Genomic DNA, 12,118 nt, shown 5'->3' with positions numbered 1-12,118 from the left:
AATGGCTGGCGGTAGAGCTGACATGGGATGAACAAGGCGGCCCAGGTCCGATCCGCCAGCGCCTCCCCCTGTGGCTCGGTGGCCGGAATTGCCAGAGGCGGCGGCGGGTTTTGGTAATGTACGCAGGATACCCCTGACCTTGCCACTGCGGCGAGATCGCTGGTCACTGCCCCGCGCACGCCGGGAGACCCTGACGAGAAAACCCCGCCAGTCGGACTGTTCGGCGCTGCACGTTCCCCTGTCGGCTGACCCCGGACTCGCGTCGGGGCTGTGCCATGACGTTCGACGTGACGGATGCAGATACTAGCCGCGCAGCTACCCGGTGCATCCCCTGACGTAGAAAGCCCCGCACGGGCGAACCGTGGCGGGGCTTCGATAACCCCCCGTACGGAACAGGGCGGAAGGGACGATCAATTTCCGTACCCGTTCCGTACGATGGGCTTTTGGGATCAGGGAGTTTCGTAACTCCCTGATTTATATGGCGTCCCCAAGGGGATTCGAACCCCTATTACTGCCGTGAAAGGGCAGTGTCCTAACCGTTAGACGATGGGGACCTGTTTTTTCGTTTCGGGCTGGCGTGGGGCGAAAGGGCTCGACCCCGGCCTTGCGCGAACCGCGCGAAATGTACGTAAGCCGATCGCGTCTGTCAACGCAACCGCGGTTCAGATTTCGCCGTCCCTGCGCTGGCGGGTCTTTTCCGGGTCGACGAGGCCGTCTTCGTCGATCAGCGCGAAATCATAGGTGTAGCGGATATTTTCCTCGAGATACTGGCCCATCGATTTCGCGTTCATCAGGCCATCGACGACCTCCTGCGGCACCGGCGAATACACGGTCCTCAGCCCCGGCAGGGAGTCGTAGAACTGGATCACGAGCTGCTGCGTCTCGGGGTTGTAGCCGAGGCGGCGGATGCTGCGGGACTTCACGTCCTGCATATGGACTTCGACCTGCTCGGGCCGGGTATGCTTTTCGTGGACGATCGGGCTGTTCATGACGGTTCTATTCCCTGGGATTACCCCTGTGTGGATTGCACGGCGAACGCGGCCCGAAGCTGCCCGGGAACCGGCACGGATATGCGGCGGCATCGGGGCAGGCCAGCCTCAAAGGCGGCCGGAGGATGGTACATGGTGGGCACGCGCCCTCCGGTCAACGGGCGCCGCTTGGACGCCGATCGGATTCCAGTCGATTGTATCACGCGGCCCCGGCCTATACAGGCTTGCCGGCCTCGCTCGCCCTCGATCGCTTTATCGCCCCGCCACGCGCCGGCGGCGCCGTAACGAGCCGTCATCGCGGAGCTTGCGTGCCCGTTTCGGGGCGGCCCGTGGGCGGTATGGTCTGCTAGAATTCCCGGTCGCTTACCGGGCCGCGTCGCCATGGATCCCGATCAGTACTGCCAACAGAAGGCCGCCGCGAGCGGGTCGAGCTTCTACTACAGCTTCCTGTTCCTGCCCGAACAGCGGCGCCGCGCGATTACGGCGCTGTACGCGTTCTGCCGGGAAGTGGATGACGTCGTCGACGAAGTCTCGGAGACCGAGGCGGCGCGCATGAAAATGGCCTGGTGGCGCGCGGAGGTCGAGCGGCTGTTCGCCGGTCAGGCCAACCACCCGGTGGGCCGGGCACTTGCCCCGATGGTCGAAGCGTTCGACCTGCCACGCGAGCACTTCCACGAGATCATCAACGGCATGGAGATGGACATCGACCATGCCGGCTACGCGACCTTCGCCGATCTCGAGACCTACTGCTGGCGCGTGGCCTCGGTGGTCGGCCTGCTCTCGGCCGAGATCTTCGGCTATGAAGACGCGGGCACCCGGGAGTACGCCCGCGACCTCGGCATGGCCTTCCAGCTCACCAACATCCTGCGCGACGTGCGCGAGGACGCGATGCGCGGGCGCATCTACATCCCGGGAGAGGAACTCGACGCCTACGGCGTCAAACCGGGTGAACTGCTGCAGCCATCGACGCCCGAGCACGTTCGCCGACTGTTCGAGGCACAGGCCCAGCGCGCGCGGACGTACTATGACCGGGCGTTCGCGGCCCTGCCCTCCGGTGATCGCCACGCCCAGCGCAGCGGGATCATCATGGCGCGTATCTACCTGACGCTGCTGGACGAGATCGAACGTGACGGCTACCGGGTTCTGGAACACCGCGTCGCTCTGACACCGCTGCGCAAGCTCTGGATCGCCTGGCGGACCGCGCGCGCGGAAGCGCGCCATCGGCGACGGAATAAGCGCGCGGCATGAGTGCAGGTGGCCGGCGGGTCGCCATCATCGGCGGCGGCTGGTCCGGTCTGACCACCGCCGTGGATCTGACCCGGCACGGATTTACGGTCAGCCTCTTCGAGGCCGGTGCGGAACCGGGCGGACGCGCGCGGCGCCTCGCGCTCGACGGGCACACGCTCGACAACGGCCAGCACCTCCTGCTTGGCGCGTATCACGCGACACTCGACGCGATGCGGACCGTAGGCGTGGATCCCGAGCGTGTACTGCGGCGCGAGCCGCTTGCACTGCGGCTCGAGGCCGCGGACGCGGTGTTCGAGGTGCGGACTCCGCGGCATGGCGGACGCGCCGCGCTGGCCTGGGCGCTGGCGACCATGCGGGGCGTGCGCGCAGCCGACCGGCTGCGGGCCCTGGCCTGCGCGCCCGCGCTGCGTCGCCTCCCGGTCCAGGACCAGCCGGCAGCGGAGTGGCTGGCCGCCTGCGGTCAACCGCGCGCCGTGATCGAACGCCTCTGGGGGCCGCTGTGCCTGGCGGCCCTGAATGCCGCGCCCGAACACGCGTCGGCACGGCTGCTCGCGCGCGTCCTGCAGGAGGCGTTCCAGAGCCGGCCCGCCAGCGATCTGCTGTTCCCGACCGTCGACCTGGGCGCCCTCTTCCCGCGTCCCGCCCGGGACTGGCTGATCGAACGGGGCCAACGGGTGCATACGGGCACCCGGGTCCGCGCGCTGGTGCCCGAGACGCACGGCTGGCGGCTCGACTGCGCGAACACGATTTTCGACGACGTAGTGCTGGCGACGGACCCGACGGCGGCAGCGCGACTGCTGCCCGGGGACGCCGAAAGCGCGGACCATGCCCGCCGCCTGCAGGCGCTCGGTGCTGCGCCGATCGCCACCGTGTACCTCGACTACGGCCCCGACCCTGCCCGTGGTCGACTACCCGGCCTGCCCATGACCGGGCGTCTGGACGCGCCGGGTCAATGGTTGTTCGACCGACGCCTTACGGGCTCGCCCGGTGTGCTGGCGGTGGTGGTCAGTGGCCAGGGACCGCATGAGCGGATGAGCCGGGACGAACTGGCCCGTGCCGTGATCGAGCAACTGGCAGCGGATGCCGATGCGCATACGGGGCCGGCACCGCGCATACTCGGAGTGGTCCGCGATAAACGCGCCACTTTTGATCCCCGACCCGGGATCGAGTCGCTGCGGGTCGACACCACCGGGCCCCGACCGGGTCTGTGGTATGCCGGCGACCACGTGGACACGGGCCTGCCGGCCACCATCGAGGGCGCGGTCCGGGCCGGCCGGCTTTGCGCCGAGGCCATCAACGACGGGAGCGACAGACAGTGAGCGACGCCATGACACCGCAGACGCCCGACCTGCAGGGGCGCACCATCCTTATCACCGGTGCGGGTGACGGCCTCGGCGCCGCCCTCGCCCGGACAGCCGGGAGGGCCGGAGCGGAGGTCATTCTGCTCGGGCGCACCGTCCACAAGCTCGAGACCGTATACGACGCGATCGTCGCCGACGGTGGCCCGCAGCCGGCGATCTACCCGCTTGATCTCGAGGGCGCGACGCCCGCCGACTACGCGGAACTCGCGGACCGGGTCGGTGAGCAATGCGGGCATCTCGACGCGGTCATCCACAATGCCGCGATGCTCGGCTCACAGACGCCGCTGGAACACTACGAGCCCCTCGAATGGGCCCGCGTGCTGCAGGTGAATCTGACCGCGCCGATGCTGCTGACCCAGGCCGTCATACCGCTGCTGCGGAAAAGCCTGGATCCGATCGTGCTGTTCCTCGGCGAACAGCGCCAGAGCGCCTATTGGGGCGCCTACGGCGTATCCAAGGCCGGCGTGAACGCGCTCGCGGACATCTTCCGCGATGAACTCGAAGGCAATGCGCGCATCCGGGTCGAATACTGCGATCCCGGCCCCATGCGCACGCCGATGCGCCGCCAGGCGTTTCCGGGCGCGCTGCCCGAGGAGATGCCGGTGCCCGAAGCCGCCGTGCCGGGAATCCTGTCCCGGCTTGTCAGCGACTGATGCGGAATTGATACGGGAGCGGATTCATGGTGTGCGGGTGTAGGCCGAGGCAAGGAGGTCCCCCACGCGCACTTCGCAGCCGCCGAAATACACCCGCTCGTGCGGTTCGACGTAGCCCTCGGAGAACCGCTCGGTACGTCCGTCCCGTTGACGCCAGGTGCCGTTCCGCGACCCCAGATCGGTCAGATAATAGGTGCCGGACAGCACCAGCAACTCGGCATGGCGCTGGCTGACCGTGGGATGATCGAGTGCCAGGAAGTTGGTGCCCGCGGAGGCGGTCCCCGTCGCGCGCCCGATCAGCCACGTTCCATCCAGTTTCATGCCCGCCTCCATGTCATGACAATGGTCGCCATTCCAGCACAGATCGCCCTGAAGGTCATGCTGTTCACCCCGTCAGCCGCTGCGTCCGTCCGCGCTGAAATCGTGACCGCGCAGTGCGTCGGCCTCGATCACGAACACACCCTCGCCACCATGATCGAATTCCAGCCAGGTCAACGGCAACCGGGGCCAGCGTGCGGTCAGTGCCGCGCCGGCACGACCCGTTTCCACGACGAGGAGCCCGTCCTCGACCAGCCAGTCACCAGCGGCCATCAACAGGGGGGCGATCACGTCCAGCCCATCCTCCCCCGCGCCCAGTGCGGATCCGGGTTCATGGCGGTATTCGGCCGGCAGGGCGGCCATCGCGGCACGGTCCACATAAGGCGGATTGCTCACGATGAGGTCGTAACGCCTCCGTGGAAGGCCATCGAAAAGATCCGCCCTGTGCAGAGCGACTCGATCATCCAGCCCGAGTTCGGCCAGATTCGTCGCGGCCAGGGCGAGGGCCCCGTCGTCGATATCGGTTGCGTCCACGCGGGCCTCCGGAAATGCGTGTGCGCAGGCGGCGGCGATACATCCGCAGCCGGTCCCGATCTCGAGGATCCGTTCCAGCGGCCGCTCGCCGATCCACGGAGCGAACCGCTCAGCGATCGGCTCCGCCAGTGGCGAACGCGGTACGAGGACATGCTCGTTGACCCGGAACGGCAACCCGGCGAACCATGCACGCCCGGTCAGGTACGCGGTCGGCAAGCGTTCTTCGATCCTTCGCTGAACCCACCCTCCGATCGTCTCAACCGCGGCGGCATCGACGGCGGTGTCAGGATCGATCGCCGGATCATCCGGTGCGAAGCCGGCCCCCGCGAGCACCAGCCACGCCGCTTCATCGCGGGGATTATCGGTCCCGTGACCGTAGGCCAAAGGCGCCGTCGCGAGGCGTTGCTCGGCCCAGTCGACCAGTTCGAGCAACGTCGCCGGCGGCTGCGGTATCTTCATGGGCTTGCCTGCAATCGGGTCAGAGGGAATGATGTCGGTTCCGTGCGCGTGGACCGGAGGCGGGTCCGGCGCGCATGGGGATTATACGGCCCGTGCGATCCGGGACTCACTCCCCCTCGTCAGCCACCCCGACTGGAGACACAGAACGTGCCCTGCAATGCGCTCCTCAGGCCCGCGTCCTTCATCGAATCGCGCCGACTGCAATGATATGACGAACGGATCGCGCCCATCTCTGTCGCTCCTCGATCGCCTCCGGGTGCTGCTGCTCGGCTGCCTGCCGCAGCATGCGGTATCGCGGCTCACCCTGCGTCTCACGCGTCTGAGGACCCGCCTCAAGGATCCCGTCGTACGTTGGTTCATACGGGCTTTCGGCGCCGATATGGACGAGGCCGCCGACCCCGACCCCGCCGCGTACCCGTCGTTCAACGCGTTCTTCACGCGCCCGCTGCGGCCCGGAGCCCGCCCCATCGGCGGCGATGAGGGCATGCCGGTCAGTCCCGTGGACGGCCGCGTCTCGCAGGCCGGCAGGATCGAGGCGGGCCGGCTCTACCAGGCGAAGGGTATCGACTACGGCCTCGTCGACCTCCTGGGCGGCGATCCGCGCGACGCGGAACCGTTCACGGATGGCAGCTTCGCGACCCTGTACCTGGCGCCTGGCGACTATCACCGGATCCACATGCCGCTCACCGGAACGCTGCGCCGGATGTGCCATGTCCCTGGACGTCTCTGGTCCGTCGCCCCGTGGACCGTACGCAGCATCCCCGGCCTGTTCGCCCGCAACGAGCGCGTGGTGGCACTGTTCGACACGGACCATGGCCCGCTCGGTCTCGTCCTCGTCGGAGCAATCAACGTGGCCGCCATCGAGACCGTCTGGTCCGGGTTGGTGACGCCGCCGCGCGGGCGCAGCGTGATCCACACCGAATATGGCGACCACGGACCAACGATCAAACGCGGGAGCGAAATGGGCCGGTTCAACATGGGATCGACGGTGATCGTGCTCACGCCGCCGGCTCTGCCGCTCGATAATGTGCCGCCGCCCGGGGAGCGCGTACGGGTCGGCATGGAATTGGCCCGGACAAGCCGCACGGGCGCGGAGCCACGGTCGATGGCATAGTGTCATCCGGGGACGGTCGTGGGCTGCATCGCCGGGCACCACCACGGGCTGTCGGGGGGATATAGGGAATGAGCCGAGTCGAATCAAACACCCCGCCTCGCCGCAAAGCCGGGACGGACCTCACCGTGGCGGACGTCATGTCGGCCGACATGCTGGCATGCACGCCGGACACCCCTGTCGCCGAGGCCGCACGGCGCATGAGCGCGGCCCGCTGTTCCTCCATCATCGTTCGCGAGGGCGACGATGTCCTTGGCATCTGGACCGAACGCGATGCCCTGTCCGAAGACTGCGTAACCGCCGACGGCACCGCGATACCGATCCGGGATGTCATGAACGCCCCCGTGCTGACGCTGCCCGGGGGCACCACGATCGGCGACGCCGCCACCCGTTTCAAGCAGCGTGGCATCCGGCATTTCCTCGTCGTCGACGCCCGCAAGCGGCCGATCGGCATCATTTCCCAGAGCGACGTGGTGCTGAACCACGGCGTTGAATGGTTCATGCGCCTGCAGCGGGTATCGAGTGTGCTGGGCGACCCGCCCCCCATGGTTGCCCCGCACGATCCGCTGTCCGCCGCAACGGCCGTGATGCGCCGCGACGGCCGGGACGCCGTCGCCATGGAAACCGGTGCCGGCGACTTCGCGATCCTGACCGAGCGCGACGTCCTGCGCCAGGTCGCCACTGCCGGGATGGACGCCTCCTGCCTCCACGCGGCCACCCGGCCCATGCAGACGGTGAGCGAGGAGGACAGCCTCTTCAACGCTCGCAACCATATGCTGGCCGGATCGTTCCGCCACATCGGGGTGGTCGACCGGGCCGGGCGGCTGACCGGCCTGATCGGGTTCGGCGAGATCATGCAGACGATCGAGCACGGCTATGTCGAGGAGCTGGAAGTCGCCCTGCGTGAGCGCGACTCCGCCCTGCGGGCGAGCGAGGAACGCTATCGATCGCTGGTGGAGGCGTCGCCGGACGCGATCGCGGTCCATCGCGACCGGAGAATCCTGTTCATCAATCCCGCCGGCGCGCGGCTGCTCGGCGCCGAGTCGGCCAGCGAAGTGCTGGGCGCCTCATTCGACGATTTCCTGGCCGACGCGGACATGGACACCGCGAGCGAACGCCTCATCGTCCTGGAGCGCGAGGTGCGCAGCCAGCCGACGGAGGAACGATTCGTGCGCCTGGACGGCCTCGGGATGGACGTCGAACTGCGGGCGATGCCGATCACATACAACGATGAGCCGGCCTGGCAGATCGTGATGAGCGACATTACCCGTCGCAAGGAGATCGAGGCCGAACTGCGGCGACTGGCCAGCACCGACCAATTGACCGGCATCCACAACCGCCCCCATTTCGAGCAGCATCTCGACCACGAACTGCGTGAAGCCTCGCGTTTCGATCAGCCGGTCAGCCTGATCATGTTCGATCTCAACGGTTTCAAGCGGATCAACGACTCCCTCGGGCATGATGCCGGTGACCGCGCCCTGCAGACCGTGGCCAACACGATCGCGTCCTATCTCCGCGACACTGACCTGTTCGCGCGCTGGGGCGGCGACGAATTCATGATCCTGGCGCCACGGACCGATCCCGAAGGTGCCTGGCGGCTGTGCACGAAACTGGCCCACGGCCTTGCGACCACCATGGCATCACCGCTCGGCCCGGTCGGGGCCGCGTTCGCATTGACCGGTTTTGAACCGGACGAGCAGCGTCGCTCCCTGCTCAAACGGCTCGATCTCGGCGTCTATCGGGCCAAGGAACTGGATCACGACGGTCTGAATGGGATCGCGCGGGTGTGATACGGCCCACTGCCCGGTCGTCCCGGCGGCGCCGTTCGACCGATCAGTCCGCTGCCGGCTCCGCTCCCTGGTAGCCGTCGAGATACGCCGGCCAGTGCCCACCGAGCGCACGTACGCGCTCCAGGTCTTCCGGCTCATCGACATCCCATACCACCGGACGTTCATCGACGCGCCAGCCGAGCGTCCGCAGCCGCGCATGCGTTGCCGCCAATACGCGATCCGTCCCCCAGTCGATGCCGGTGAACAGCTCGGCCGGCGCCGCGTGCGCGCCGAGCAGGACATAGCCACCATCAAGTGCCGGCACAAGGACCGCATCGTGGCGCGCGAGGCTCTCACCCGCCTGCTCGATGCGCGCGGGCGTCAGTCCGGGCGCATCGGTGCCGATCACCAGGGCCGGCGTGCCGTCGGCGGTCGCGCAGGCCAGCGCATGCTGCATGCGCGCGCCGAGATCGCCGTCGCACTGGTCTCGAAGCGATGCACCGTGCCGGGCCGCGGCGGCCGGCAAGCAACCCTGCGGGTCGTCTCCGGTGCCCCAGAGCTCGAGTCCAGCGGGCCCGGCGGCCCGGGCGCGCTGGAGGGCATCCTCCAGCAGCGCGGCCTGCAGCCGCGCCGCGCCCTCAGGGCCGAGCGCCGGTATCAGGCGGGTCTTGGCCCGTCCCGGCACCGGCGCCTTCGCGAACACGACGATGCGCACGTTCACGCCGGGTCCCCGCCGCGGTAGCGCTGCGCCAGCGATGCCGGGTCGGTCCCGCGCCAATAGGCAAAACGAAGCGACCACATCAACCAGATCGTGCGCCAGGCGCCACGCTGTTCCCAGCGCCGGCTGGACGTGGTGATCCGTACCGGCAGGCATGCGGGCCGCGTGTGTGAGCGCAGCAGCCGCGAAAGCGCGATGTCTTCCATCAGCGGCTGCTCAGGATAGCCCCCGACCGACTCGAACAGGGCGCGTTCCATGGCGATCCCCTGGTCCCCCGTGGCGATCCCCGTCAGGCAGGAGCGCGCATTCATGAAGAACGCGATGGTACGGAACAGGAAACGATCCCCCGAGAGGCGGACGCCGAAGCGCGCCCAGCGGCGTCGCGACCGTTCGGCGGTGGCCTCGAGGTCCGTGACGGCGGCCGCATCGATGCGGGAATCGGCATGCACGAACCAGAGCCAGTCGCCGCGGGACGCGGCCGCACCGGCATTCATCTGTACCGCTCGTCCCGGGGTGGAGTCGATCACGCGATCCACGAATGGCCGCGCCTGCGCGACGGTGTCATCGACGCTGCCGCCATCAACGAGGATGATCTCGCCACCCCGCGCGCGCACCGGCGCGAGCGTGCGCAGGGCCGCGGCGATCCCGGCGCCCTCATCCAGGGCCGGCACGATGACGGACAGCTGCATGGCAGGCCCGGGGTTCCGCCCGCTCAGGCGAGCGCGCCGCCGCAGGAGGACCCCTGTCCGGCGGTGCAGCCATAGCAGTGACCGCAGACGCTGATCGGTTCGCCGGCCAGCGCCTCGGCATTGAGATCGGTGATATGGCGTTTCGGCTGATCGTGGCCGCCCAGCGGCAGATCCAGCATCTGATTGAAATCGCAGTCGTAGACGTAACCGCGCCAGTCCACGCTGATCAGATCGCGGCACATGACCTGGTCCAGATTTTCGTCCTTGTGGGCGGATTTGAGCAGTTCCATATAGTCGTCGAACTGACGCCGCGAGATCAGCGTGCTGCCGAAGCGGTGGATGGGCAGATTGGCCATGCAGAACAGGTCGGTGAATTCGATCCCGAAATCCGCCCACAGGCGCTCGCGGTAGTCCGCGCACAGCGCCTCCTGATCCGGCGGCAGGGCCGGGCCGATCGGATTGAACACCAGATGCAGCGGCAGCGTGCCATCGGCTTTTCCGTAGCCGAGCGCATTCAGGCGCTGCAGGCCCTGGATCGAGGCGTCGAAAACGCCGCTGCCGCGCTGCTTGTCGACATTCTCGCTCGAGTAGCACGGCAGCGAGGCCACAATCTCCACTTGGTTCTCCGCGAGGAACTCGGCCAGCCCTTTCATCTCCGGAAGCTCGAGCACGGTCAGGTTACAGCGATCCATCACGTGGATCCCGCGGCGGCGCGCCTCCGTGACCAGGAACCGGAACTCGCCGTGGAGTTCGGGCGCGCCCCCGGTGATGTCGAGGGTGCCCACATCGCTCGCATCGAGGAAGTCCACCACCTGGCACGCGGTCTCGTGATCCATCATCTCCTTGCGCGTGGGCCCCGCGTTCACGTGGCAGTGGAGGCAGGCCTGATTGCAGTAGTAGCCGATGTTCACCTGCAGCGTGCTGACCGAACGCCGGGTCAGCGCCGGGAAGTGATGCGTATTCAGATGCGGGAGCGTTGCATGCATTGATCGTTCTCCGTAACCACGCCCCCCGGCCTCGAGGACCCGGACGACGGGGGCTGCTTGTTCACCCATGCCGGCGATCGCGGGCGCTTAAGCGCCACGGATGCCCGGGGCGGTGGATCGATTGGATGGCTGAGCACGGTTACCGCACGTAACCGGCCACACGATGTATTGCGCGGTCAGTGGCCCAGTGCCAGCGACCGCCGTACGCTGCGTTCGATCGCGGAATCGCGCATGAGTTCCCGTAACGATCGCATCCGTGTATCGTCCCGGCGCCGGCCGCTACAATAACGGCCGGCGCCGCAGCCGGAGACTCTCGACGGGATGCCCCATGCAATGTTTCGTGTACCGTAGCACACGGCGTGACGACACCTACCTGCTCACCGACCGCGGTGAGACCTTCGAGCACATCCCGGGCGAGCTGCTGCAGCATCTGGGGCGCCTCGAGTTCGCATTCGAGTTCGCGCTGACCCCGGAGCGCAGCCTCGCGCGCACCGACGGGCGCACCGTAATCGACCACATCGAGCGCAACGGTTACTACCTGCAGATGCCCGACCGGGACTACGAGTCCACGTGAGCCCTGCGGCCCGCCTCTGGTCGGCGGTCACGGCGCTCCTGCTGCTGTCGGCCCTGCTGCAGGTCAGTGGTCTGACACCACTGCTGCGCTATTCCCGCGACGCCATTGCCGCCGGCGAGTTATGGCGCGTCATAACCGGTCACCTGCTGCATCTCGGAGCGGCCCATTTCGTACTCAACGCCATCGGCACCGCGCTTGCGGCCGCGTTGGTGGGCACGCAGCTGCGGCCGCTCGCATGGGGCGGGGTATGGCTCGCCTGCGCGCTCAGCGTGAGTGGCGGCCTCTGGTTCCTGCAGCCGGGTATCGGGTGGTATGTCGGGCTGTCGGGTGTGCTGCATGGACTCATCGTGGCCGGGGCCATCGCCGGGCTCGGCGATTACCGGGAGCGGCTCTTTGCCGCGGCGGTACTGGTGGCGATCGCCGCCAAACTCGGCTGGGAATACTGGAGCGGCGCCATGCCCGGCACCGCCGCGCTCGCGGGCGGGTCGGTCGTCACCGAAGCCCATCTGTACGGCGCGATCGGCGGGCTGCTTGCGGGTCTCGCCGTGCTCGCCTCGCGTCGGCTGCACGGCGCGCGGAGCCATGATCAGGATGGCCGCGATCTGAAGTGATGCCGGACGCCATCCGCGCGGCGTCCACTCGGAGTCGATGATCGCGAGCAAGCTCGCTCCTACATGAATCCTGCAATCCGGTGCGAGTACACCTGTAG

The 12,118-nt window shown here is 67.9% G+C and carries 13 protein-coding genes and 1 tRNA gene; 7 read left to right on the top strand and 7 right to left on the bottom strand.

The window, feature by feature from the left end:
- Window positions 1–479 precede the first annotated feature (479 nt).
- Window positions 480–554: transfer RNA gene (locus A0W70_RS02060), tRNA-Glu, on the bottom strand.
- 108 nt (window positions 555–662) lie between these two features.
- Entirely contained in the window at window positions 663–989 is a 327-nt protein-coding gene (locus A0W70_RS16560) for a KTSC domain-containing protein (protein ID WP_070987844.1), read from the bottom strand.
- A 381-nt stretch (window positions 990–1,370) separates the two neighbouring features.
- Here A0W70_RS16560 and hpnD point away from each other — a divergent pair, with 381 nt between their 5' ends.
- From hpnD to A0W70_RS02040, 3 genes are read left to right on the top strand one after another with little or no spacing between them, the layout of a single operon-like run.
- A complete protein-coding gene (gene hpnD / locus A0W70_RS02050) occupies window positions 1,371–2,237 on the top strand; it encodes a presqualene diphosphate synthase HpnD (protein WP_070987842.1) in 867 nt (288 codons plus the stop codon).
- Window positions 2,234–3,556, top strand: a complete 1,323-nt coding sequence (gene hpnE, locus A0W70_RS02045) for a hydroxysqualene dehydroxylase HpnE (RefSeq protein ID WP_070987840.1) — start codon at window positions 2,234–2,236, stop codon at window positions 3,554–3,556. Before hpnD ends, hpnE begins: the two co-directional genes overlap by 4 nt.
- Window positions 3,553–4,251 (top strand): SDR family NAD(P)-dependent oxidoreductase, encoded by a 699-nt coding sequence (locus A0W70_RS02040; RefSeq protein ID WP_139150664.1) that lies wholly within the window; start codon window positions 3,553–3,555, stop codon window positions 4,249–4,251. The genes hpnE and A0W70_RS02040 overlap by 4 nt, the downstream gene beginning before the upstream one ends.
- A gap of 24 nt (window positions 4,252–4,275) precedes the next feature.
- Here A0W70_RS02040 and A0W70_RS02035 read toward each other — a convergent pair whose 3' ends face one another.
- Window positions 4,276–4,572, bottom strand: coding sequence for an FHA domain-containing protein (locus A0W70_RS02035; protein WP_217495358.1), 297 nt, complete (start codon window positions 4,570–4,572; stop codon window positions 4,276–4,278).
- Window positions 4,573–4,644: 72 nt separating this feature from the next.
- Window positions 4,645–5,562 (bottom strand): 50S ribosomal protein L3 N(5)-glutamine methyltransferase, encoded by a 918-nt coding sequence (gene prmB / locus A0W70_RS02030; protein ID WP_070987834.1) that lies wholly within the window; start codon window positions 5,560–5,562, stop codon window positions 4,645–4,647.
- A gap of 232 nt (window positions 5,563–5,794) precedes the next feature.
- Here prmB and asd point away from each other — a divergent pair, with 232 nt between their 5' ends.
- On the top strand, window positions 5,795–6,676 hold the full coding sequence (gene asd, locus A0W70_RS02025; protein ID WP_425402592.1) for an archaetidylserine decarboxylase: 882 nt from the start codon (window positions 5,795–5,797) through the stop codon (window positions 6,674–6,676).
- A gap of 68 nt (window positions 6,677–6,744) precedes the next feature.
- Window positions 6,745–8,463 carry a diguanylate cyclase gene (locus A0W70_RS02020; protein ID WP_070987829.1) on the top strand — a complete coding sequence of 573 codons (1,719 nt, stop codon included), beginning with the start codon at window positions 6,745–6,747 and terminating at the stop codon, window positions 8,461–8,463.
- A gap of 43 nt (window positions 8,464–8,506) precedes the next feature.
- On the opposite strand, the gene A0W70_RS02015 is transcribed toward A0W70_RS02020, so the two are convergent.
- From A0W70_RS02015 to arsS, 3 genes are read right to left on the bottom strand one after another with little or no spacing between them, the layout of a single operon-like run.
- A complete protein-coding gene (locus tag A0W70_RS02015; RefSeq protein ID WP_070987827.1) occupies window positions 8,507–9,163 on the bottom strand; it encodes a TIGR04282 family arsenosugar biosynthesis glycosyltransferase in 657 nt (218 codons plus the stop codon).
- On the bottom strand, window positions 9,160–9,849 hold the full coding sequence (locus tag A0W70_RS02010) for a TIGR04283 family arsenosugar biosynthesis glycosyltransferase (RefSeq protein ID WP_070987825.1): 690 nt from the start codon (window positions 9,847–9,849) through the stop codon (window positions 9,160–9,162). The genes A0W70_RS02015 and A0W70_RS02010 overlap by 4 nt, the downstream gene beginning before the upstream one ends.
- Before the next feature lie 23 nt (window positions 9,850–9,872).
- The gene (gene arsS, locus A0W70_RS02005) at window positions 9,873–10,835 is read right to left on the bottom strand and encodes an arsenosugar biosynthesis radical SAM (seleno)protein ArsS (RefSeq protein WP_070987823.1); all 963 of its coding nucleotides are present in this window, start codon (window positions 10,833–10,835) and stop codon (window positions 9,873–9,875) included.
- A 328-nt stretch (window positions 10,836–11,163) separates the two neighbouring features.
- On the opposite strand from arsS, the gene A0W70_RS02000 reads away from it, so the two are divergent.
- Window positions 11,164–11,409, top strand: coding sequence for a YcgL domain-containing protein (locus tag A0W70_RS02000; RefSeq protein ID WP_070987821.1), 246 nt, complete (start codon window positions 11,164–11,166; stop codon window positions 11,407–11,409).
- Window positions 11,406–12,020: a rhombosortase gene (gene rrtA / locus A0W70_RS01995; RefSeq protein ID WP_070987819.1), complete on the top strand. Its 615-nt coding sequence runs from the start codon at window positions 11,406–11,408 to the stop codon at window positions 12,018–12,020. Before A0W70_RS02000 ends, rrtA begins: the two co-directional genes overlap by 4 nt.
- Window positions 12,021–12,118: the final 98 nt, after the last annotated feature.

Source organism: Halofilum ochraceum, from assembly GCF_001614315.2.
GTDB classification, from domain to species: Bacteria; Pseudomonadota; Gammaproteobacteria; order XJ16; family Halofilaceae; genus Halofilum; species Halofilum ochraceum.
The sequence above is the reverse complement of the archived record's forward strand: the minus strand, read 5'-3'. Positions and strand labels throughout refer to the sequence as shown.

What these genes read in the sequence shown, in the direction of transcription:
- A0W70_RS02000 (WP_070987821.1), top strand. Translation starts at nt 11,164, where the DNA reads ATGCAATGTTTCGTGTACCGTAGCACACGGCGTGACGACACCTACCTG.
- A0W70_RS02035 (WP_217495358.1), bottom strand. Translation starts at nt 4,572, where the DNA reads ATGAAACTGGATGGAACGTGGCTGATCGGGCGCGCGACGGGGACCGCC.
- arsS (WP_070987823.1), bottom strand. Translation starts at nt 10,835, where the DNA reads ATGCATGCAACGCTCCCGCATCTGAATACGCATCACTTCCCGGCGCTG.
- hpnD (WP_070987842.1), top strand. Translation starts at nt 1,371, where the DNA reads ATGGATCCCGATCAGTACTGCCAACAGAAGGCCGCCGCGAGCGGGTCG.
- A0W70_RS02020 (WP_070987829.1), top strand. Translation starts at nt 6,745, where the DNA reads ATGAGCCGAGTCGAATCAAACACCCCGCCTCGCCGCAAAGCCGGGACG.
- A0W70_RS02010 (WP_070987825.1), bottom strand. Translation starts at nt 9,849, where the DNA reads ATGCAGCTGTCCGTCATCGTGCCGGCCCTGGATGAGGGCGCCGGGATC.
- A0W70_RS16560 (WP_070987844.1), bottom strand. Translation starts at nt 989, where the DNA reads ATGAACAGCCCGATCGTCCACGAAAAGCATACCCGGCCCGAGCAGGTC.
- prmB (WP_070987834.1), bottom strand. Translation starts at nt 5,562, where the DNA reads ATGAAGATACCGCAGCCGCCGGCGACGTTGCTCGAACTGGTCGACTGG.
- hpnE (WP_070987840.1), top strand. Translation starts at nt 2,234, where the DNA reads ATGAGTGCAGGTGGCCGGCGGGTCGCCATCATCGGCGGCGGCTGGTCC.